This window comes from Halomicrococcus pelagicus, from assembly GCF_050954125.1.
Map to the genome: position 1 here is coordinate 372,732 of NZ_JBPBWC010000001.1, position 20,390 is coordinate 393,121.

Genomic DNA, 20,390 nt, shown 5'->3' on the forward strand with positions numbered 1-20,390 from the left:
GCCTGCAGAAGAGAAGGGCGTCTCAGCGGAAGTTCAGGAGGCGGCTACGCCACCGAACCGGGAACGGAGACGGCGTCGACGGTCGACTACCGGTCGTTCACCCCGGCGACGCCGGCCGGTTCGTGGCGCGTCTCCACCAGTCTGTCGTGGAGGTCCGCCGGCGGACCGACCCACGCGCCGCGGTCCAGCGCTCTCTCCACCAGGCGGCGGTAGAGTCGCCGGTGGCCGGAGAACTCGTCTGCGAACATCCGCGGATGCCAGAGCGCGGTCATCACGGCGTCGTTCGCGGCCGCCTCGTCGAGCAGGCGCTCGCACTCGCGCCAGGCCGCCTCGAACTCCGCGTCGGGGTCGGGGAGCGCGATGTCCATCACCGTCAGCGGGAAGACCAGGAAGTCGTCGTCGAACGGGCGCTTCGGACGGTAACCGTACTGGAAGCCGTACTCGCTGCTGGAACCGAGGCTGGTATCGTAGTCGAGACCGACGGCGTCGTAGTGCGCCCACGTCTCGTCGCCGAGGCGGAGGTGGTGCTGGCGACCGCCGCGCACCTCGTGGCCCAGCGCGGCCTCCAGCGCTATCTTCTGCTCGCACAGCGCCTGGCGGTCGTCACCGGAGTCGTAGGAGCCGTGGAGACCGATCTCCCACCCGCCGTCGTCGAGGTCGTGGAGGACCTCGAGCAGGTCCGCGTCGAAGATGTCGTAGCGCCCGAAGTGTTCGATCCAGTAGCGCGGCCGGAGCCACTTCCCGGGGGACTTCGCGAGGATGGACTCCTCCTGGAGCACGTAGAACGCCGACCGGACGCCGAGGTCGTCCTCGAGCGCCTTCACCGTCTCGAACTGCCACCAGGGGTTGTTGCCGGGCGCGAGCGCGGCGAGGTGGCTCGGGTCCCGGTCGGCGAGCGCGTAGTACGGCGCCTGCAGGCCCTTGTACGGCCGGTCGACGTCGTGCGTGAGACACAGCGCGAACTCGTGGTCGGGGAGGATATCAGCGGACACGGTCGCGTACCTCTGGCTTCTCGACGGAGGTCTCCAGTATCTCGACGATGCGCTCTGCGGCGTGGCCGTCGCCGTACGGCTGTGGCTTCTCGTCGGGCGCGGTGGCGTCCGCGAGCGCGACCCGGATTCGGTCGGCGTCGGCCCCGGCGAGCACGTTCCACCCGCTCTCGACGGTCTCCACCCACTCGGTCTCCTCGCGGAGGGTGACGCAGGGCGTGTCGAGGAAGAACGCCTCCTTCTGGACGCCGCCGGAGTCGGTGGCGACGACCGCGGCCGCGTCGAGCAGGGCGACGAACCGCCGGTAGCCCACGGGGTCGACGAGCGTCAGTTCGCGGGCGGCCCGCTCGTACTGACCGAACTCCCGGAGGCGGTCGGTCGTCCGCGGGTGAGCCGGGAAGACGACCGGCCGGGGGTCGTCCGCCAGCGCGTCGACGATGGCCGCGAGGCGGTCCGGGTCGTCGGCGTTGGCCTCCCGGTGGACCGTCGCGAGCACGAACTCGCGGTCCGTGACGCCGAAGTCGCCGAGCACAGAGCGGTCGGCGCGCTCCCGCGCCCACAGCAGGGCGTCGTACCCCACGTCGCCGGTGACGTGGACGCCCGCCGTGATGCCCTCGTCGCGGAGGTTCGACGCCGCCTCCCGCGAGGGTGCGAAGCAGAGGTCGGCGGCGTGGTCGGTGAGGACGCGGTTCGTCTCCTCCGGCATGTCGCTGCCGGAGCGCATCCCGGCCTCGACGTGCGCCAGCGCCGGGTCGAGCTTCGACGCGGCGATGGCGGCCGCCAGCGTCGAGTTGGTGTCGCCGTAGACGAGCACGACGTCGGGCGCTTCCGCCTCCACGGTCGCCGCCAGCCCCTCGAGCATCCGAGCGGTCTGGCGGCCGTGCGTGTCCGACCCGACGCCGAGGTTCTCGTCCGGTCGCGGGATGGCGAGCTCTTCGAAGAACACGTCCGACAGCGACTCGTCGTAGTGCTGGCCGGTGTGGACCAGTGTCTCCTCGTGGTCGCGGCGCAGTTCACGGGAGACGACCGCGGCCTTGACGAACTGCGGACGCGCCCCGACGACGGTGAGCACCTTCATGGTTCCTCCCGGACGTGGAGGTCCTCGTCGTCCAGTCGGTCGAACGTCGTCGCCAGCGCGAGCGCCAGCAGGCCGACCAGCGTCCGGGTCGCCGCGTCGCTCGTCCCGTCGTTGCCGTCGTCGCTGGCTCCCTCGCTATCCCCGCCCCGTCGCAGGGCTGCGACCAGCCCGGCCCCGGTTCCCACCGCCCCCAGACCGTACAGGAACGCGAGCGGGTGGCAGTCCCGTACGAGGTACTTCGTCTTCAGCCGCCACAGGAAGTTGTGTGCCAGCAACGCCGAGAGCTTCGGAACGAACGTCGCGTACCGGATGTGGCTCTCCTCGTCGCCGTACACCGCCGGCATCGCCACGTCCGCGACGCGCATGCCGGCGACGTTCAGGCGAACGAGCAGGGCGTTGGCGAAGCCGTAGTCGTCGTACACGTCCTCGACGTCGATGGCCTCGAGCGCCCGCAGCGAGATGGCGGTGTAGCCGTTCTGCGGGTCGACCACTCCCCAGTAGCCGCTGGCGACCTTCGTCAGGTAGGTGAGCAGCCAGTTGCCGAACGAGCGCCACCCCGACATCTCGCCCCGGTACTCGGGGTACGAGAGCCGGTCGCCCTTCGCGTAGTCGGCCCGACCGTCCACCACGGGTTCGACGACCCGTTCCAGCATCGCGGGGTCCATCTGGCCGTCGCCGGCCATCACCGCCGTCACGTCCATCCCGTCGTCGCGAGCGGCGCAGTAGCCCGTCTTGATGGCCGCGCCGACGCCGCGGTTCCGGCGGTGGCGGATCGGGACGACGCGGGGACCGTTCGCCACTCCGCCGTCGGACTCCACCTGCCGTCCGTCCGCGTCGTCCGCGACGTCCACCTCGCCCGCTCCGTCCACGAGTGCGCCGACCCGTTCGCGGTCGTCGTCCGCGCGGGCCGTTATCTCCGACCAGGTGTCGTCGGTCGAGCAGTCGTCGACGGCGTAGACGCGGTCGACGAAGTCGGGTACCGTGTCGATGACCCCGCCGACGAACGCCTCCTCGTTGTACGCCGGAACGACGACGGCGACCGTCTTGTCCTCGTACATCACCGTCCTCCGATGGTGTAGACGCGGTGGTCGGTCGCTCCGAGGTCCAGGGCCTGCCGCCCGTCCACGACGACCATCGGGTCGAAGGCGGTCCAGTCGACGTCCTCGAACTCCTCGTGGGCCGTCACGAGCACCGCGGCGTCCAGGTCGCGCTCGTGCAGTTCCGGCAGGCCGACCATCGTCGCGTCGAACCCGCCGGCGTCGGCGAGCATCGGGTCGACCGCCAGCACGTCGGCGCCGCGCTCCGCGAGGTCCGCACAGATGGGGCGGGCCGGCGTCGCTCGCGTCTCCTCGACGCCCGGCCGGTAGGTCAGTCCGAGGACGGCGACGGTCGCCCCCGGAAGCTCCCGGTCTTCGGCCGCCATCTCCTCGGCGAGCTTCTCGACCGTGAACGCCGGCATCGCGTCGTTGACCGAGCGGGCGGTCCGGAGCAGTGGCGTCTCGCGGTCGAACTGCGCCATTATGAAGTAGGGGTAGTAGGGGATGCAGTGACCGCCGACGCCGGGCCCCGGTCGGTGGATGTCGCAGAACGGCTGCGTGTTCGCCGTTTCGATGGCGGCGTTGACGTTCACGTCCATCGCGTCGGCGAGCGTGGCGAGTTCGTTCGCCAGCGCGATGTTCACGTCGCGGTAGACGCCCTCGAACACCTTCACGGCCTCCGCCGCGGTCGCGGAGGGGACCTCGATGACCTCGTTGCTGGTCAGTTCGCCGTAGACGAGCGCCGCGACGCGCCCGCTCTCGTCGTCGACGCCGCCGACGACCTTCGGGTACGCCCCCCGGATGTCCTTCAGTGCGCGCCCGCTCGACGTCCGCTCGGGGCAGACCGCGAGGCCGAACTCCCCGCGGTCGAGGTGGCTCTCCTCGACGAGGAGGGGAAGCAGGCCCTCGCGCGCCGTGCCCGGCGGCACGGTGCACTCGACGACGACGAGGTCGCCCTGCTCCAGTCCGGCCGCGACGTCCTCGGCGACGGCCCGGAGGATGGCGAGGTCGGGTTCGCGGTCGTCGGTGATGGGCGTCGGCACGACGACGACGTGGACCGACGCGTCGCGGGCGGCCTCGGCCGGCGATTCGGTCGCGCGGAGCGCGCCGGACTCGACGGTCTCCTCGACGAGGTCGTCGAGGCCGGGTTCGCGGTCGACGTGGCAGTCGCCGCGGTTCACGCTCTCGACGACGTCCGGGTCGACGTCCGCCCCGACGACGTTACCGCTGGTCTCCGCGTACACCGCAGCGAGCGGTAGTCCCATCTTGCCGAGGCCGTAGACGGCCACCGGAATCTCGCCGGTGAGGAACGCGCCGCGCTGCTCGGCGGGCGAGGCGTCGCTCCCGTAGAGCGTCTGCAGTTCCCGCAGGCTCACCGGGGGCGCACCTCCGTCTCGGCCGCGACTCGCTCGCCGCTCGCCGCCAGGCCGTCGACTTGCCGGGCGAGTTCGACCACCCGGAGGCCGTCCTCTCCCGTCACGACCGGCGTTCCGTCCGTCGTCGCCGCGCGCACGAACGAGCGGAGTTCGTTCTTCAGCGGTTCGCCCGTCTCGACCGTCGGCCGCTCGACGATGCTCTCGTGGCGGTAGCGCAGGTCGCCGTTCTCCTCGATGTACTCCGGCGTCGAGTGGCGGTGTATCTCGACCGTCTGGTCGGTGTAGTCGACGTTCACCCGGCAGTCGGCCGCCGTGATGGAGAGGGTCCGCACCTTCTCCTGGGTGACCCTGCTCGCCGTGAGGCCGGCGACGATGCCGCTCTCGAACTCGATGTTCGCGCTAGCGTAGCGGTTGTCGCGCGCGCCCAGCGCCGCCACGGACTCGACGTCGTCGTCCACGAGCGACAGCAGCACGTCGATGTCGTGTATCATCAGGTCCATCACGGCGCTGTCGTCGACCGAGCGTCCCTCCGGCGGTGGTCCGAGTCGCCGGGCGTCGACCGCGATGATGTCGAGGTCGGAGACGATCTCGGAGAGCGTCCGGACCGCCGGGTTGAACCGCTCGATGTGGCCGACCTGCAGCGTCACGTCCGCGGCGCTGGCCTCGGCGAGCAGTTCCTTCCCCTCCGCGGGGTCGGCGACGAACGGCTTCTCGACGAGCGCGTCGACGCCGTGGTCGATGCAGTCGCGGGTGACGGCGTAGTGGTACTCCGTCGGGACGGCGACGGAGGCGATGTCCGCCTCCAGGAGCGCCGCGTCCATCCCGATTGCTCGCGTCCCGTGGTCGCGCGCGACGGACTTCGCCGTCTCCTCGTCCGCGTCGTGGACGCCGACGAGGTTCACGTTCGGCAGTTCGCTGTACACCCGGGCGTGGTGGCGGCCCATGCTTCCGACGCCGAAGACCGCCGCGTTCACTGGCTCACTCATAATCCTTGACTGCCCCCGCGATGGTCCTCACGTCGTCGCCGTCCAGCCCCGGATGGACCGGGAGCGACAGCACCTCGTCGGCGAGTCGCTCCGCGACGGGGGCCTCGACGTCGACGTGACTGTACGCCGGCTGTTCGTGGATGGGCGTCGGGTAGTAGACGCCCGTGGCGACGCCCTCGTCCTCGAGGTGGTCCCGGAGCGCCGCGCGGTCGTCCGTCCGCACCGTGTACTGGTGGTAGACGTGTCGGCGACCGTCGGGTTCGACCGGCGTCGTCACCGACGACCGCTCCAGGCGGTCCGTGAGGTAGGCGGCGTTCGCGCGCCGCGCCTCGTTGAACTCGGGGAGACGCTCCAGCTGCGCCAGGCCGATGGCGGCCGCGACGGAGGTCATCCGGAAGTTGTGCCCGAGACGGACGTGGTCGTACGACGAGTGGTCGTCGCCCGTCGGACGGCCGTGGTTGACGAAGCTCGCTACGCGGTCGGCTACCTCGGGACGGTCGGTCGTCACCATCCCGCCCTCGCCCGTCGTCACGTTCTTCGTCGGGTAGAAGGAGAAGCAGGCGGCGTCGCCGAACGAGCCGACGCGGCGACCGTCGTACTCCGCGCCGTGGGCCTGAGCGGCGTCCTCGACCAGCGCGACGTCGTGTGCGTCGGCCACCTCGGCGAGCCGGTCCATCTCCGCCGGGAGGCCGTAGAGGTGAACGACGAGCACGGCGTCGGCGTCGTGGTCGCGGACGGCCGCCTCGACCGACTCGGGGTCGAGCGTGAACGTCTCCTCGTCGACGTCCGCGAAGACGGGGTCGGCCCCCGCCAGCCGGACGGCGTTCGCGCTGGCGACGAACGAGAACGGCGAGGTGACGACCGTGTCGCCCTCGCCGATTCCCAGCGCTTCGAACGCGGCGTGCAGCGCCGTCGTCCCGTTGTTCGTCGCGACGGCGTGGTCGGTTCCGCAGTAGTCGGCGAACGCCGCCTCGAACGCCCGGACCTCCGGACCGTCGGCGAGGTATCCGCTGTCGAGGACGTCGACGACGCGCTCGCGCTCGGCGTCGCCGATCTGTGGGTCCGCGACGGGAATCAAATCTCGTTCCCCCCCTGAAGGGAGTCGGGGAGCGGTCGGTGTTTGGCCGGCGCGCCGACCGCCAGCGTCTCGGACGGTACGTCGCTGGTGACCACCGCACCGGCGGCCACGAACGACCCCTCGCCGACCGTGACGTCGGGCAGGAGCGTGGCGTTCGCGCCGACCGAAACGTGATCTTCGAGCGTCGGTCCCTCCATCTCCGACTCCTGCCGGATGGGGTAGGCGTCGTTCGTCAAGACGGCGCAGGGGCCGAGGAACACCTGGTCGCCAATGGTGGTGTTCGTCGGGACGTAGACGTTCGTCTGCATGCTTACGTGCGAACCGATTCGACAGTGTCCGTCGACGACGGTGTTCGTTCCGACGACGACGTCGTCGCCGACGACCGTCTTCTCGCGCACCAGGGCACCGTGCCCGGTCGTGAAGCCGTCGCCGATTGCCACGTCGTCGTAGATGACCGTTCCCGACCGGATGGTCGCACCGTCGCCGATAACGGGCGGCTCGGAATCGTCGGAGTAGGAGTGTCCGACCGTCGCCTCGGGGTGGACGTCGTGGTTCTCGTCCCGGCGTTCGCTCACGGGCGATCACCTCGTCGTGTGTGCTGCTCGCGGGGTGTGACAGGGAATCGTTGGTTCATGGATGCTGGTCGTTCGGCCCGAATCCGCCGCCGTGGGGCGACGGGCGGCCGTTACCCTCCCCATGCCTACCTGTCCTCTTTGTTATACGCTGCCTGTCCGGCGGTAGCGCAAAACTAGTGCCGGAGACGTCGTGCGAATCGGCGGGGTCAGCCGACGAAGACCGAACTGAGCCGACGACCGGAGTAACCTCGGCGTGCGACGTCGAACCGGTGAGCGTACGCGAGGCGTATCGCCCGCGAGCGGTCGGCTGACGCGTACGTACGGGACACGTACCGACAGGGAGCGAGCGGACTAACGCCGAGCGGGGCGGTTTGGTCCGGTTTATCGACCGCGCCGAGACGGGCGGACGCGGCACACGTCCGGGCTACCGACCGACAGCACCTTGGTAACAAAGTAGGGAAACCGCGACAGACGGTGTATGCGGTGGTGGAACCCGTGACTGCAGGGTGGTCACGATCCGGAACGGGGGTGTACTGTTTCCGATGATAGAGCGGCAGTCTCGGTGCAATGGCTAGTTCCGGGCTCTCGCAGGACCAGGTATTCGAAGTTCTCAAGAGTCCCAGGCGGCGATACGCGCTCTACTACCTTCGGCGCGAAGGAGGGTCGGCCGAGCTATCGGACCTGACCGAGCAGGTTGCCGCGTGGGAGAACGACACCACGCCCGGCGAGCTGACGACCGAACAGCGCAAGCGAGTGTACATCTCGCTGTACCAGACGCATCTACCGAAGCTCGACGACGCCGACATCGTCGATTACGACGAGGACAGCGGCGAGATAACCCTGTCCAGACGTGCCAGAGAGCTCGACACCTACCTCGGCGACGTCTCCAGGCGGGAACTCCCCTGGGACCGATACTACCTGGCGCTCTCGCTGGCGAGCATCGCGCTCGTCGCTGGCGTCTGGCTCGAGGTGTATCCCTTCTCGACGCTGTCGGGGCTGACGGCGACGGCCATCGTCCTCGTCGTGTACGGCGCGTCGGCGCTCTTCCAGTATCTCTACTACCGTCACGGGGCCGGCCGGGAGACGCCACCCGAACTCCGGCGGGCCGACAGTCAGTGACGAGTCGTCCGGGGCACGGCGGTAGCGTCGCGCAGGTCGTCGTTCGCGGGAGACCGCTGAATGGCGGGTCGACGCGGTCGAGAGGAGATGCGGTGGGGCCGAAGCGAAGCGGGACCGAGTGGCACTACAGCTGGTGTTCGAGGTTGCAGACCGCGTCGTCGTCGGCGAGGACGAACGCCTCGTCGCGCAGCATCTCCTCGTCGGCCGGGAGGAACATCAGTCTGTCCGGTCCGTTATCGCGCGTTCGGACGACCTCCCAGTCGTCGAGTTCGTAGTCGAGATCGCGTTCGAGGTCGGGGTCGTCCGGCACCCGCCGCCAGTCTTTCCTGGAGGCGTTCCGACCGGGCGAGGACTCGTAGACCATCTCAGTTCTCACCCGGTTCGAGCGTGACGGTCGCGGGTCCGTCGACTTGGAAGCGAGTGAGCCGACCGGAGAAGCGGTAGCCGTCCTTCGCGTCGACGATGATTCCGCTCACGCGCTTGCTCTCGACGGTGTCGTGGGCCTCGATGCGACCGGAGTCGTCGTTCCCCCGCACCTTGCCGCTCACGTCGAACGAGTACTCGCTGACCGCGTTCGGCGACCCTGAGCCGTCGACGACGAGCGCGTTCGGCAGTCCGCCCTCGCCGGACGCGACCTGCTCGCCGTCGAGGAAGACGGTCGCCGTCCCGTCGATGTCGAGGTTCGTGACCGCGCCGCCGAAGCGGTAGCTGTCGGTGCCGCCGGCGACCGCTCCGGTCGCCGTCCCGTCCTCGACGCCGTCCTCGGCGTCTTTCGTCGCGCTCCGGTCCGTGCTCTTGCGGAGCTTGCCCGAGACGGTCAGCTCGTAGTTCGTCTTGGTTCCGGCGTCGGAGCTGGCGATGCTGATGACGTTCGGCAGTCCGCGTCCGTTCGCGACCCTCCGTACGGTCGCCTGCGCGGCGTTGCCGGACGAGGAGCCGTCGGCGGACTGCTTGCCGGACCCGTTTCCGGACGACCGCTTGCCGGATTTGCCGCCGGTTCCGCTACCGCTGGCGGCCGCTTTCGCCGACATCGGGACGCCCTTCGGCGGTGTGAGGTCCGCGTCGTTGCCCGTCCGGGTGTTCGTCTTTGTCACCGAGCCGCCCTTCGCGGTGGCGATGGAGCCGACGACGTCGCAGTTCCGGAGGTGGGTCTCGCCGTACCACGACCAGACGGCGCGGGTGGTCGTCGAACCTGGCGCGGAGCAACCCTCGCCGCAGGGGTCGTTGCCAGTCGCGTCGACCACGGTGTCGGTCACTTTGCAGGGCCGTTCTTTCGCGTTCAGGCGGACGTTCGAGATGGTGTTTGCCGCGAAGTACGACGACTCGACGTGGAGGTTGCCGCCGTGTCCCTGGGCGCCGGGACCGGAGCCGTACAGACCGTTGTCGATGAACCCGGCGACGTGGACGTTACGGAACGTGATAGTGCCCTGGTGCGGCAGGTTGGCGTCCACCCAGATGCCGCCAGAGCCGCTGCGTGCGACCTGGCCGTCGCCCATGTAGACGTTCTCGATCAGACCGGTGCCCTCCGCGGCAGCGACGCCGGGCGTCATGAGGTAGTGGCCACCCGGGTGCGTGCCCTTGAACCCGACGTTGCGGATGGTCCAGTTCGACCCGCTGGTGGTGACGAGGGCCGACGCGCCGTCGGCGGTCATATCGATGAGTTTGTTTTCGAACGTCTCGCCGTCACCCACGTCGATGGTCTTCGTCTCGCCCGCGGGGACGGTGATGGTGTCGTAGTTCGCCGCCGTCGCGGCGCCAGCCGCCGCGGCCGAGACCGCCGTCGCACCGGCGAGCTTCAGATACGAACGGCGGTCGATGAGACGGTCTCGTTTCGAATCGCGTACCGTTTCGTCGCGTGCCATGCGGCTTCAATGCTACGTTACTGATTCAAGAAGTTACCGATTCCAACTCAATACTAACGGGTCAATTTAAATAAAGACGGGAAAGAAGGATAGGCTCGTTATGCTCGCGTTTCGTCGAGAAACGGGCGATTACTTCCCGTTCGCCGCCTGCTCGGCGCTCTGGGGGACCTTCTTCGGAATCTTCGTCTTGGGGCTGCTACTGACGCCTGTCGTCGAAACGCTACCGCTGGTCGGTCCCTTCACTTCGGAGTTCTTCACGGCAACCTTCCCGCCGTGGAAACCTCCGTTGACGGCCTCGTACTCGGTGACGTTAACGTCGCAGTTCTTCACGGTAATCGGGACGTACCAGCCCCAGATTCCGCGCTTGTTCGGACCGTTGGAGTGGTGGACGTCGACACCGTTGTTCTCGATGACGCTGTCTTTCACGTACGACCCCGGCGTCCCGAGGCGAACGTTGGCGATGTCGTTGCTCGCACAGTAACAGCTCTCGACCTTCACGGGACCGCCGGCGCCGGCGCCGTGTTTCGCGCCCGGTCCGCTGGCGTACAGTCCGTTGTTCGCGTACTTCTGGATGTTGCAGTGCCGGAAGGTCAGTTCGCCCTCGTGGGGATTGTTGGCGTTCACCCAGACTGCACCGGGTTCGGCCTCGTTCGCGCTGTTCGTCTCCACGCCGTCGCCCATGTAGACGTTCTCGACGACGGCCTTGCCGCCGGACGAGACGCTCGGGATGAGGCTGAAGAAGCCGAAGGAGCTCGCGCCGCACTTGCCCTTGAACCCGACGTTGCGGATGGTCCAGTCGGAACCGGAGGCGTCGATCTTCGCCGCGGCCCCCTCGGCGCTCTGGTCGATGAGTTTGTTCTCGAACGTCTCGCCGTCGCCGACCGTGATGGCCTTCGTCTCGCCGGCGGGGACGGTAATCGTCTCGTACTGGCCCGCGTCCGACAGCCCGGTCGTCACGTTCGCTCCCACCGCGGCCGCCGTCGCTGCGCCCGCAAGCCGGAGGTAGGACCGCCTGCTGACGGTGTTCTCGGATCGCTCGCTCGGGTTGCGATTCGTTTCGTTTCCGCGTTCGCTTTCCGTTCGCTCGCGTGTCGTTTCGTCGCGTGCCATGCAGCTTCAATGCTACCTTACTAGTTTAAGTAGATGACGATTACTGCCCAACGCTGGATTACAGATTTTAAGGCTACTGGCCGAATCGAAGACACCCCCAGTAGGGTACCGTTACTGGCCGGCTGAACGCTGAGCACCAGCCGGTACAAGTGAAGATGCTCCTGCTGGGGGCTCTCCCGGCAACAAGGAGCCCATAACAAAACGGACACGGGTGGTTTCGAACGTTAGCGGCCCGTTTCGAGGAGACAACCGATGAGCGTCGCCCAGAAACTTCGCAACGCAACCGTCGAGAGTACAGCAGCGTCCGAACGAACGCGACACGTAGCCGCCCTCTTACCACCCGTCGCGGCAGCCCTCTCCGTGTATCTCGCCTACCTCCTCACCCATCCGCTTCCGGGGTACGGTGCGGGACTCTACGGTGCGATGGCCGAGGCGATACTCGCGAACGGGTACCGGCTCCCCGCACGCATTCCCCACTACACGTCCGGCGGGATTCCGTTCGCCTATCCGCCGCTAGGGTTCTACGGTCTGGCCGGGCTACTGGATCTGACCGGCCTCGACTACCTCACGCTCGTTCGCGTACTCCCCGGACTGTTCGCGCTGGGGTACGTCGTCGCCGCGTACTTCCTGGCGTACCAGCTGCTGGGGACGCGCCGCCGGGCGAGCGTCGCCGCCGTCGTCGTCGCCACCAGTCCGACCATCACGACGATGCATCTCACCGCAGGCGGTGTGGTCCGCGCGCCCGCCTTCGCCGTCCTCACGGCGGGACTGTACGCGGGGGTCCGCCTCTTCCAGACTCACCGCCGGCGCTGGCTGTACGCCGGCGTCGCCTGCTTCGCCGTCCTGTTGCTGACCCACCCCGTCAACGCCGCTTCCTTCGCGTTCAGCTACCTCTTCCTCTACGCCGTCCTGGACCGCACCCGACGAGGCCTCGCGTTCGGTGCCACCGTCGCGGTCGCCGGGTTCGTGCTAACGAGTCCCTGGTGGGCGACGGTCCTCGCGCGTCACGGTACTTCTGTATTCGCGCGCGCGAGCGGAACCCACGGCGGGCTCGGTCTCGAACCGCTCGGCCCCCTCCTGTTCTGGTACACGCCCAACCTCCCGTTTCCCTCGCTCTGGCACCTGCTCGTGCTGCTTGGCGGCTGTTACCTGCTCGCTCGCCGGAAGCTTCTCCTGCCGGGCTGGCTCGCCGTCTCCCTCCTCGTCTTCCCCGGCCGGGTGACGATGCTCGTCGGCGCGATGGTCGCCGCCGTCGGCCTCTGGGGCGCTGCGAGCGTCGCCACGACCCGGACGCGCTCGCTTCCGGTCAGCGCCCCCACGGTCGTCGTCGCCCTGCTCTGCCTGTACGGCGCGGGAACCGGCGCGATGCACGTCGCGAACTATCCGGGCGTCGACGACGCCACCGCGACCCAGTCGTACCTCGACGACGGCGACCTCGAGGCGATGCGGTGGATCCAGTCCGAGACGCCGCCGGAGGCCTCGTTCGTGGTCGTCGGCGACGTCGGCGAGTGGTTCCCGCTGTTCGCCGAGCGAACGTCGCTGGTGAGCTACCGCGGGACCGAGTGGGAGGGACGGGCGACCCAGCAGCGCCACCTGCAGACGAAGCAGGCGCTGACGAACTGTCGCGACGCCGACTGCCTGACGGCGACGCTGGTCGAGCGCGGACTCTCCCCCGACTACCTCTACCTGCCCCGCGGGCAGTACTCCTCGCTGTACCGGATGTACGAGCAGTCGCCCGAGATGCGTCATTCGCTCGCCGCCTCGGACCGCTATCGCATCGTCTACCGGAACCGCGACGCCGTGGTCGTCCGCGTCGTCGACCTCCCTGCGGAGACGTGACGCCCGGCGTTCCGAACTGGCGACGGTCCTCGCGTCGCGCGACCACTGCACCGGGCCGGACCGGGCGCGCGGAAACGACCCGAGCGCTCCGCGCCGACGCACGGACGAACGGCGCGGCCAGACGCGACGACGTCCGCGCCGGGACGAACGACGCCGAAATGCCGCGACGGACGGTCCGCGACCGGACGCCGGATATCGACGACGACGGCGCGACAGTACGTCTCCTCTACCGAAATTCCAGCGAGTGCATAACAAAGGCTGAAGCTGGGGTCTGAACGGACAGGATGGACAGCCAACCGTTGCAGACGCTGTTAGTCGGCATCGACGCCGGCTGTCGGTCCGTCCTCGACCCGCTCTTCGAGGACGGCGCTCTCCCGAACCTGCAGTCGATATTAGACGACGGCACCGCCGCCCCGCTGGAGTCGCAGGTCCCGCCGTGGACGCCGAGCGCGTGGCCCTCGCTGTACACCGGCGTCAATCCCGGCAAGCACGGGGTCTTCGGATTTCTGGACTTCGACGGGTACGACTGGGACGTGGTCAACGCGACCTGCGTCCGCGAGCACGCCCTCTGGGAACTGCTGGACCGCTGCGGCCACTCGAGCGTCGTCGTCAACGCGCCAGTGACCCATCCGCCACGGGCGTTCGACGGCGCGCTCGTCCCGGGCTACACCGCGCCGGAGGACCCCACCTGCCACCCCGACGGCGTCCTCGACGAGGTGCGCGACGCCATCGGCGACTACCGGGTGTACGCACCACGAAACGTGGACGAAGACGAGGCGGTCGCGTGGTACCGGCGGCTCGTCGGGATGCGCGGCGAGGCCTTCCGCTACCTCGTTTCCCGGTTCGAGCCGTCGTTCGGGTTCGTCCAGTTCCAGCAGACGGACACCGTGTTCCACGAGTATCCGGACGACGACGCGAAGGTTCGAGCGGTGTACGAGGCGGTCGACGAGCAGGTGGGGGAGATTCTGGACGACTGCGACCCCGACACCGTCCTCGTCGCCAGCGACCACGGCATCGGGCCGTACTCGGGCTACGAGTTCCGGGTCAACGACTTCCTGCGCGAGCAGGGGTACGTCGAGACGGCGCGGGGCGGCGACGGGATGCCCTCGTGGTCGACCATCGCCAGCGACGAACTCCAGCAGGGCGACGCCGGGAACGACCGCGGCCACGGTCTGCTAGAGCGTGGACTGGCCGTGAGCGCGAAGGTCGGCATCACCAGCCAGCGCATCGGGGCGGCGCTGGAACGCGCCGGCCTCGACGAGTTCGTCGCCGAACGCGTCCCCGAGAACCTGGTCCGGGCCGCCACTGAGCGCGTGGACTTCCCCTCGTCGAAGGCGTACGTCCGCGACCGCATCGAGTGCGGCGTCCGCATCAACCTCCGGGGGCGCGAACCGGACGGCGTCGTCTCCCCCGAGCGCTACCGGTCGGTGCGGTCCGACCTCGTCGACGCGCTGGAGGGCGTTCGCACGCCCAGCGGGAACCGGGTCTTCGAGACGGTGGCGACCCGCGAGGCGTTCTTCGACGGACCGCACGTCGACAACGCTCCGGACGTAGTCACCGTCCCCGCAGACTTCGACCAGTTCCTCTCCGCACAACTCCGGGGCACCCAGTTCGGCCAGCCCCGAGAGCCGTGGAACCACAAGCGCGACGGCATCGTCGCGGCGGCCGGCGCGGGCGTCGACCCCGATGCCGACCTCTCGGACGCCCACCTGTTCGACGTGGCTCCGACCGTGCTGGCCACGCTCGACGCGCCCGCGAGCGACCGGATGGACGGCGAGACGCTGCCGGTCGTCGAACCGGCGGGCGAGCAGAGCTACCCCGCGTACGACGCGGGCGAGACGGTTGCGACCGACGACGGCGACGTGGAAGCGCGGCTCGCCGACCTCGGGTACATAGAATAGATGAGCGTCACCATCGAACGGAACGGAATCAGAGTAGAGCGCGCGGACGAGGACCTCCTCGGCCGCTGGAACGACCTCGTGGAGCGGTCGCCCCAGGGCGACCTGTTCCACCGCCTGGACGCACTCCGCGTCCAGGCCGACTCCACAGGCGCCGACCTCCACCCCCTCGTGGGGTTCAAGGGACAGGAGCCGGTGGGACTCTTCCCCGCCTTCACCATCACCAGGGGCGGCGTGGCGACCGCGTTCTCGCCGCCGCCGAACCTCTGGGTTCCCCACCTCGGTCCCGCCCTGCTGAACATGGAGAAGCTGAAGCGCCGGAAGGCCGAACGCCGCCACCGCCGGTTCGTCGACGGCTGCCTCGACTGGCTCGACCGGGAGTGCAACCCGAAGTACGTCCACGTCCGCACGGGCGGGCGATACGAGGACGTGCGCCCCTTCGAGTGGAACGAGTTCCAGGTCCAGCCCCGCCACACGTACGAGGTGGACCTGACGCGGAGCGAGGACGACCTGCTTGCGAGTTTCAGCAGCGACGCCCGGAGCAACGTCCGCACCGACGACGACCGCTACGAAATCCGCGTCGGCGGTGCCGACGCCATCCGGCGCATCGTCAGACAGGTCGAGGCCCGCCACGAGGAACAGGGCGAGCCGTACACCCTCGATGCGGAGTTCGTCGTCGTGCTCCGCGACCGCCTCCCCGAGGGCGCGGTCCGGCCCTACGTCTGCGAGGTCGACGGCGAGTTCGCGGGCGGGATGGTCGCGCTGGCCGACGACGAACGCGTCTACCGCTGGCAGGGCGGCGCGAAGCACGACGCCGACGTCCCCGTCAACGACCTCGTCGACTGGGCCATCATGACCGACGCGATGGACGACGGCATCGCCCGGTACGACCTCGTCGGCGCGAACGAACAGCGCCTCTGCAGCTACAAGGCGAAGTTCGCGCCCGAACTCGTGCGCTACTACAGCGTCGAGCGCGGCACCCGGATGATGAACCTCCTCTCGGACGTGTACAAGCGGTTCCGCTGACGATCCCGATTTTTTCGAGCGCAGCGTCGATTCTTTTCGACGACGATAGCTCGTCGGTCGTCGCGTATCGGAACTGCGGCGATGTCGACGAAGGTAGCCGGGACGCCCGTCGCGACTGCGGGACCAGACCCGGCCGGTAAGGGTGGGTCAGCGCCGAGTGACGCGCGCCCGTCCCGGGAGTCCCGGCATTCCGTCGTAGAGCCAGAGGAGGAAGACAGCGCCCAGCAGCGCCAGTTCGAGTGCGACGTAGCCAGACAGCCCGGCCTCCCCGAGACGCGCGAGGTAGTCGCCGAAGTACCGCGAGAACTGCGCGAGCAGTCCGGGACTCTCCGTCTCGGGCGGCGCGGGAACGACCGGCCAGAGGAGGAAGGCGACGTTCGGCGGTCGGCCGAGCAGCGTCGGGTAGACCACGTCGCCCGCGAGGTGGGAGCAGTAGCCGACCGCGAACGCCACGCCGACGTCGGCGCGGTTCGCGCGGGCCGCCAGCGCGAGTGCGAACGCCGACAGCGGCGCGGCCGTCAGCAGGGAGTGCGCCAGCGAGTGCCCGCTCGGCAGCACCGACAGCGACCACGCCAGGGGCTTGTCGACGAGGTCGGGTAACTGCGTGGCGACCACGAGGACGACGACCGCGTCGCTCCGGGGGGAGTGGCGCGCCACCAGGTGGCTGTACGCCGAGTAACAGAGATAGCCGACGGCCAGGTGTTCCCAGGGCCACATCGTCACCTCACCTCCGTCTCGAAGGTCGCGGTCACTGCTCTCCTCCGGACGCCGCGGTCACGTTGATCCAGATGTGGGCGTGCTGGTCGGCGTTGCTCTTCGACGGGTCCGCGGGCGGTTCGCCCTCGTAGAGGAGGTACGTCAGTCGCAGGTCCTCGCCCGTCATCGTCGGCTCGATGTGGTCGCGGGTCCGCCACGTCTCCCCGGCCGCGACGCTGTGCTGCGTGCGCCGGAGTTCCGTCTGTTCGACCACGCGTCCACCCCCGCCTGCGGCCTGCTCGACGCGCTGGAGTTCGACGACGAGCGTGTACTCGACGGTGCGTCCCTCGTGGTTCTCGACGGCGACCGTGAGATGCTCGTCCTCGCCCGCCGTGACGTTCTCGGGGTAGCCCGCCTCGACGAGGTCGCCGTCTTCCCCGCGCGTGAGCAGCGAGAGGTGCGAGAACCGCTCGCCGTCGGTCGGGACTGCGACGGCGAAGCCGATGCTCGCGGTCGCGGCCACGATCGCCAGCGCGAGCGCGACGTTCAGCGCCGCGTCGACGTCGTCCTCGTTGTCGGTGACGCTCTCGCGGAATCGCCCCGCCAGCGAGTGCAGCGGTACGTCGTAGCGGTCGCCCGGGGGGATGCGTGCCCTCCGCACCGCACCGCCGGCGACGCCGACGAACGTGAGACCGCTGACCGCCGCCAGCACCGTCAGCGGGGTAAAGCCGACGCCGGCGAGCGAGAGCGCGACCCACAGCGGCGGGAGCAACGCGACGCTAGTCCCGAAGGCGAGCGCGAGCCGCTCGCCTGTGGTGATTCCTTTTTCTCGTCGCCCGGCGACCGTCCGCACCCAGCCATCGACCTTCCCTGGACTGGACCCGGGAAACAGCGCGGCGAGAACGGCGTACCCCGGTGCGAAGAAGACGAGCGGCAGCCCGAGCGCGACGGCCAGCGGCGTTCCACGGACGAGCGGTTGGGAGAGCGCGAAGTTGACGACGCCGACGAAGGCGACCAGCGCGGCCAGGTCCAGGGGGAACGCCGCGAGCGCGCCGAACCGTTTCACCCTGGAGTCGGCCGCGTCGTGACTCATGGTCCCCCCCACCGACGCCTCGTCCTCGCTCGATGCAGCGTCCTCGCGCCGTGCTGGTCCGTCGTACATCCGGGAGCCATGTCGTTCAACTCCCGTCGGCCTACCCCGGGACGGCACTTTGTTATCCTGCACGTACTCCGCGCAGCGGTGCGCTGAGGCGGTCGAGAGACGCTACACTGGTCGGACTCCGGGAACGCCGTTCGCGCAGTTCCGCCGACGCAAGTGGTGCTTACCGAGCGAAATGGAGCACATAACAAAGAGAGATACCCGTGTATCCCCGTTGCAACCCCGGCGTGGGGTAACGCGAAACGACGGTGATCTCCCCTGAATTGGACACGCACGACCGACGACGGAGACGTACAGGATTCTGAAGACGACGTCATGTTCGCGGTGGACACCGACGAGCGCGGCGGACGGGTCGCCGTCATCGCCGACGTGAGCCGAGACGACGCCTGGATAACGATGTCCCTGTCTGCGACCCAGCCTCTCTCGCAGTGCCGCTAGTTCGAGCGCTCTCCGCGTCGTCGGGGTCTCCCCGGCGAGCCCGCGCGAACGTGCTCGCTTCCCGTCTCGGTTCGGCGAACCAGGACTGGCGACACCGTCGGGGTCTCGCTGTCGCCGTCCGAAACCGTTTCTACGCTCGCTACCGAACGGTCGCGCGTGGACGTCAGAAACCCGGCGTCCTTTCTGACGGTTCATGGAAGGGTGGCTCAGTGGTAGAGCACCACCGTTTGACGGTGGGAGCCTGACAGGCTTCGCGTGGTTCGAATCCCGCCCCTTCCGCTGGCTGCGACGAACGCGAAGCGACAGCGACCGAAAGCGAACGACTGGCTCGGAGCTGCGACGATTATCCCTGCGACTATCCCGGTCTGAATCGCTAGATCGAGATTACCGGGTACGGTTCGAGGAGTACGGGAGGAACGTCATCCCAGGAGATACCGAGTCCACGGATACCGCTCGACGAGCGGCTTCCCACCGACTTCGTACTGTTCGATGTACTGGTCGAGGCCGAGAATCCGGCCAGCACCGAAGGCAGCGACTGAGAGGAACATGAGCATGTACGCGAAGTCACCGTTGATGTAGCCGTGGGCGATGTCCCAGTTCCCGAGATAGAACAGCAGCATCATGAACGCGCCGAAGAACGCTGCGAGGCGCGTGACCGCGCCGAAGAGCAGACCGAGGCCGATGAGAACCTCTCCCCACGGCACAGCGACGTTGACGAAGTCCACGAACCACGGGGTGTTCCCCATCGCAACGAAGAGGTCGGCGACGGGGCTGCCGTTCGCCGGTGGTGCGTTCTGGAGATAGCCACCCGCGGAGAACTCGCCCGAGAGAACCTTGTCGAGACCGCTCTGGAAGAACGCCAGTCCCATCATGAGTCTCAGCGCGAGGATGAACCACACGCTCAGTGTGTGGAGTTTCCCTTCCGCCGCGAACCTTGCTACCGTACTCCGGAGCTCTATTTCTCGAGACGACATCATAGTGTCAACAAAGGACATAGTTAAAGGTGCTTCCCCGTTCGGAGCGAAAACTATGAAGTTTCTATCGACCGGCGCAGTCGTCTCCACCGACCCGGCGGTGTAGTCGTCCGGTTCGTGCGGCGACGACTGGCGCAAAGACGGTCGACCCGTCTCAGCGCGGGCCGATCGGCGTCCGTTCTGTGACCGGGTCCTCGGGTCGCAGGTCGGCCGCCACCTCGCCCATCGTCCGAACGGCGAGGTCGGTCGCCTCGCGCACGGCGTCGACGTGTTCGAGGACGGCGCGCAGTCGCCGGAAGTCCCGCTCGGCGACGAGGTCGCTCGGATGCAACCAGAGGTGGAAGACGCCCTCCTCGTCGGCGGCGCGGTCGATGCCGCGCTTGGCGGCCCTGAGCATCGGGTCGGCCCAGCTACGTTCGAGGACCGTCCGCGGCCACCCCTCGAAGCCGAAGAGGTACATCGACGCCGGGACGTTGACGAGTCCGTGGTCGTCGACCGTCGGCTCGACGAGTGGCGGCGTCGTCCCGCTCACCGTCAGGTCGACCGTCTTGGCGACGGACCGGAGTATCGCGTCGTCGTACCAGAGCGCTGGACGGGTGCCGCGATAGCAGGTGAACCCGTACGCCGCGAGCACGTCGCGGTGCCCGACGTCGTTCCCCGGAAAGACGAACGACTGGAGCGAGAAACCGGCGTCGTCGGCGGCTTCGACGCTAGCCCGCGTCTCGGCGATCGCGACGTCGCGGGTCGTCCGCTCGTCGCCGAACGCCACGTGGGAGAACGTGTGGCCGCCGATCTCGTGGCCGGCGTCCGCGTCGGCGACGGCCTCGACCAGACCGTCGCCAAACCAGGGCGGCGCGGAGGCCGCCGACCCGCCGGGGTCGTCGTCGAACCAGTCGTCGGTCGGCGTCGCGTGGTCTTCGTGCTCGCCGTCGCATTCCCGGATGAACAGGTGACCGACGATGGCCCACGTCGCGGGTACGTCGAACTCGTCCAGCAGGTCCAGCAGTCGTTCCCACGTCTCGGAAGCGACCGCCCGGCGTTCGGGGACCTCCGACGAGTCGTGGAATCCCCACGCGAGTTCCGCATCTACGGAGAGAACGACAGCAGTCATTACTCGAGTGAGTGCGACCGGTCTGCGATTAAACCGCAC

General features: G+C 68.6%; 20 protein-coding genes and 1 tRNA gene. 7 read left to right on the top strand and 14 right to left on the bottom strand.

Annotation, left to right across the window (positions count from 1 at the left end; all coding sequences use genetic code 11):
* Positions 1 to 86: 86 nt before the first annotated feature.
* From ACRYA2_RS02080 to ACRYA2_RS02110, 7 genes are read right to left on the bottom strand one after another with little or no spacing between them, the layout of a single operon-like run.
* A complete protein-coding gene (locus tag ACRYA2_RS02080) occupies positions 87 to 992 on the bottom strand; it encodes a polysaccharide deacetylase family protein (protein WP_433623736.1) in 906 nt (301 codons plus the stop codon).
* Positions 982 to 2,067 carry a non-hydrolyzing UDP-N-acetylglucosamine 2-epimerase gene (gene wecB / locus ACRYA2_RS02085; protein ID WP_433623738.1) on the bottom strand — a complete coding sequence of 362 codons (1,086 nt, stop codon included), beginning with the start codon at positions 2,065 to 2,067 and terminating at the stop codon, positions 982 to 984. Before wecB ends, ACRYA2_RS02080 begins: the two co-directional genes overlap by 11 nt.
* The gene (locus ACRYA2_RS02090; RefSeq protein WP_433623740.1) at positions 2,064 to 3,125 is read right to left on the bottom strand and encodes a glycosyltransferase family 2 protein; all 1,062 of its coding nucleotides are present in this window, start codon (positions 3,123 to 3,125) and stop codon (positions 2,064 to 2,066) included. Before ACRYA2_RS02090 ends, wecB begins: the two co-directional genes overlap by 4 nt.
* On the bottom strand, positions 3,125 to 4,480 hold the full coding sequence (locus ACRYA2_RS02095) for a nucleotide sugar dehydrogenase (RefSeq protein WP_433623742.1): 1,356 nt from the start codon (positions 4,478 to 4,480) through the stop codon (positions 3,125 to 3,127). Before ACRYA2_RS02095 ends, ACRYA2_RS02090 begins: the two co-directional genes overlap by 1 nt.
* Positions 4,477 to 5,466, bottom strand: coding sequence for a Gfo/Idh/MocA family oxidoreductase (locus tag ACRYA2_RS02100; protein ID WP_433623744.1), 990 nt, complete (start codon positions 5,464 to 5,466; stop codon positions 4,477 to 4,479). Before ACRYA2_RS02100 ends, ACRYA2_RS02095 begins: the two co-directional genes overlap by 4 nt.
* Positions 5,459 to 6,544 (bottom strand): DegT/DnrJ/EryC1/StrS family aminotransferase, encoded by a 1,086-nt coding sequence (locus ACRYA2_RS02105; RefSeq protein WP_433623746.1) that lies wholly within the window; start codon positions 6,542 to 6,544, stop codon positions 5,459 to 5,461. The genes ACRYA2_RS02100 and ACRYA2_RS02105 overlap by 8 nt, the downstream gene beginning before the upstream one ends.
* Positions 6,541 to 7,119, bottom strand: coding sequence for an acyltransferase (locus tag ACRYA2_RS02110; protein WP_433623748.1), 579 nt, complete (start codon positions 7,117 to 7,119; stop codon positions 6,541 to 6,543). Before ACRYA2_RS02110 ends, ACRYA2_RS02105 begins: the two co-directional genes overlap by 4 nt.
* A gap of 567 nt (positions 7,120 to 7,686) precedes the next feature.
* Here ACRYA2_RS02110 and ACRYA2_RS02115 point away from each other — a divergent pair.
* Positions 7,687 to 8,238, top strand: a complete 552-nt coding sequence (locus ACRYA2_RS02115; RefSeq protein ID WP_113275450.1) for a DUF7344 domain-containing protein — start codon at positions 7,687 to 7,689, stop codon at positions 8,236 to 8,238.
* Between the two features lie 124 nt (positions 8,239 to 8,362).
* Here the strand turns inward: ACRYA2_RS02115 and ACRYA2_RS02120 are convergent, their stop codons facing one another.
* From ACRYA2_RS02120 to ACRYA2_RS02130, 3 genes are all read right to left on the bottom strand, one after another.
* Positions 8,363 to 8,602 carry a hypothetical protein gene (locus ACRYA2_RS02120; RefSeq protein WP_433623751.1) on the bottom strand — a complete coding sequence of 80 codons (240 nt, stop codon included), beginning with the start codon at positions 8,600 to 8,602 and terminating at the stop codon, positions 8,363 to 8,365.
* Position 8,603: 1 nt separating this feature from the next.
* Complete coding sequence (locus ACRYA2_RS02125) at positions 8,604 to 10,100, bottom strand: hypothetical protein (protein WP_433623753.1); 1,497 nt, start codon at positions 10,098 to 10,100, stop codon at positions 8,604 to 8,606.
* Positions 10,101 to 10,229: 129 nt separating this feature from the next.
* Entirely contained in the window at positions 10,230 to 11,210 is a 981-nt protein-coding gene (locus tag ACRYA2_RS02130; RefSeq protein WP_433623756.1) for a hypothetical protein, read from the bottom strand.
* 252 nt (positions 11,211 to 11,462) lie between these two features.
* On the opposite strand from ACRYA2_RS02130, the gene ACRYA2_RS02135 reads away from it, so the two are divergent.
* The 4 genes from ACRYA2_RS02135 to ACRYA2_RS02150 are packed head-to-tail and all read left to right on the top strand — an operon-like array spanning position 11,463 to position 15,973.
* Entirely contained in the window at positions 11,463 to 13,049 is a 1,587-nt protein-coding gene (locus ACRYA2_RS02135) for an ArnT family glycosyltransferase (RefSeq protein ID WP_433623758.1), read from the top strand.
* On the top strand, positions 13,046 to 13,324 hold the full coding sequence (locus tag ACRYA2_RS02140; RefSeq protein WP_433623760.1) for a hypothetical protein: 279 nt from the start codon (positions 13,046 to 13,048) through the stop codon (positions 13,322 to 13,324). Before ACRYA2_RS02135 ends, ACRYA2_RS02140 begins: the two co-directional genes overlap by 4 nt.
* A 9-nt stretch (positions 13,325 to 13,333) precedes the next feature.
* Complete coding sequence (locus ACRYA2_RS02145) at positions 13,334 to 14,950, top strand: alkaline phosphatase family protein (protein WP_433623762.1); 1,617 nt, start codon at positions 13,334 to 13,336, stop codon at positions 14,948 to 14,950.
* Positions 14,951 to 15,973: a lipid II:glycine glycyltransferase FemX gene (locus ACRYA2_RS02150; protein WP_433623764.1), complete on the top strand. Its 1,023-nt coding sequence runs from the start codon at positions 14,951 to 14,953 to the stop codon at positions 15,971 to 15,973. It begins immediately after the preceding gene.
* A gap of 147 nt (positions 15,974 to 16,120) precedes the next feature.
* Here the strand turns inward: ACRYA2_RS02150 and ACRYA2_RS02155 are convergent, their stop codons facing one another.
* Positions 16,121 to 16,690, bottom strand: coding sequence for a metal-dependent hydrolase (locus ACRYA2_RS02155; RefSeq protein ID WP_433623766.1), 570 nt, complete (start codon positions 16,688 to 16,690; stop codon positions 16,121 to 16,123).
* 31 nt (positions 16,691 to 16,721) lie between these two features.
* Positions 16,722 to 17,831: a DUF1616 domain-containing protein gene (locus tag ACRYA2_RS02160; RefSeq protein ID WP_433623768.1), complete on the bottom strand. Its 1,110-nt coding sequence runs from the start codon at positions 17,829 to 17,831 to the stop codon at positions 16,722 to 16,724.
* 255 nt (positions 17,832 to 18,086) lie between these two features.
* Here ACRYA2_RS02160 and ACRYA2_RS02165 point away from each other — a divergent pair, with 255 nt between their 5' ends.
* Both ACRYA2_RS02165 and ACRYA2_RS02170 read left to right on the top strand, forming a co-directional pair.
* Complete coding sequence (locus tag ACRYA2_RS02165; RefSeq protein WP_433624720.1) at positions 18,087 to 18,266, top strand: DUF7556 family protein; 180 nt, start codon at positions 18,087 to 18,089, stop codon at positions 18,264 to 18,266.
* 195 nt (positions 18,267 to 18,461) lie between these two features.
* Positions 18,462 to 18,545, top strand: a tRNA-Gln gene (locus tag ACRYA2_RS02170).
* 140 nt (positions 18,546 to 18,685) lie between these two features.
* Here the strand turns inward: ACRYA2_RS02170 and ACRYA2_RS02175 are convergent.
* Both ACRYA2_RS02175 and ACRYA2_RS02180 read right to left on the bottom strand, forming a co-directional pair.
* Positions 18,686 to 19,240, bottom strand: a complete 555-nt coding sequence (locus tag ACRYA2_RS02175) for a DoxX family protein (protein WP_433623770.1) — start codon at positions 19,238 to 19,240, stop codon at positions 18,686 to 18,688.
* A gap of 154 nt (positions 19,241 to 19,394) precedes the next feature.
* Positions 19,395 to 20,351, bottom strand: coding sequence for a polysaccharide deacetylase family protein (locus tag ACRYA2_RS02180; RefSeq protein ID WP_433623772.1), 957 nt, complete (start codon positions 20,349 to 20,351; stop codon positions 19,395 to 19,397).
* Between the last annotated feature and the right edge of the window lie 39 nt (positions 20,352 to 20,390).

Coding starts and splice junctions, on each gene's coding strand:
- ACRYA2_RS02100 (WP_433623744.1), bottom strand. CDS start 5,466: ATGAGTGAGCCAGTGAACGCGGCGGTCTTCGGCGTCGGAAGCATGGGC.
- ACRYA2_RS02150 (WP_433623764.1), top strand. CDS start 14,951: ATGAGCGTCACCATCGAACGGAACGGAATCAGAGTAGAGCGCGCGGAC.
- ACRYA2_RS02155 (WP_433623766.1), bottom strand. CDS start 16,690: ATGTGGCCCTGGGAACACCTGGCCGTCGGCTATCTCTGTTACTCGGCG.
- ACRYA2_RS02160 (WP_433623768.1), bottom strand. CDS start 17,831: ATGTACGACGGACCAGCACGGCGCGAGGACGCTGCATCGAGCGAGGAC.
- ACRYA2_RS02130 (WP_433623756.1), bottom strand. CDS start 11,210: ATGGCACGCGACGAAACGACACGCGAGCGAACGGAAAGCGAACGCGGA.
- ACRYA2_RS02090 (WP_433623740.1), bottom strand. CDS start 3,125: ATGTACGAGGACAAGACGGTCGCCGTCGTCGTTCCGGCGTACAACGAG.
- ACRYA2_RS02135 (WP_433623758.1), top strand. CDS start 11,463: ATGAGCGTCGCCCAGAAACTTCGCAACGCAACCGTCGAGAGTACAGCA.
- ACRYA2_RS02125 (WP_433623753.1), bottom strand. CDS start 10,100: ATGGCACGCGACGAAACGGTACGCGATTCGAAACGAGACCGTCTCATC.
- ACRYA2_RS02145 (WP_433623762.1), top strand. CDS start 13,334: ATGGACAGCCAACCGTTGCAGACGCTGTTAGTCGGCATCGACGCCGGC.
- ACRYA2_RS02175 (WP_433623770.1), bottom strand. CDS start 19,240: ATGTCGTCTCGAGAAATAGAGCTCCGGAGTACGGTAGCAAGGTTCGCG.
- wecB (WP_433623738.1), bottom strand. CDS start 2,067: ATGAAGGTGCTCACCGTCGTCGGGGCGCGTCCGCAGTTCGTCAAGGCC.
- ACRYA2_RS02115 (WP_113275450.1), top strand. CDS start 7,687: ATGGCTAGTTCCGGGCTCTCGCAGGACCAGGTATTCGAAGTTCTCAAG.
- ACRYA2_RS02120 (WP_433623751.1), bottom strand. CDS start 8,602: ATGGTCTACGAGTCCTCGCCCGGTCGGAACGCCTCCAGGAAAGACTGG.
- ACRYA2_RS02180 (WP_433623772.1), bottom strand. CDS start 20,351: ATGACTGCTGTCGTTCTCTCCGTAGATGCGGAACTCGCGTGGGGATTC.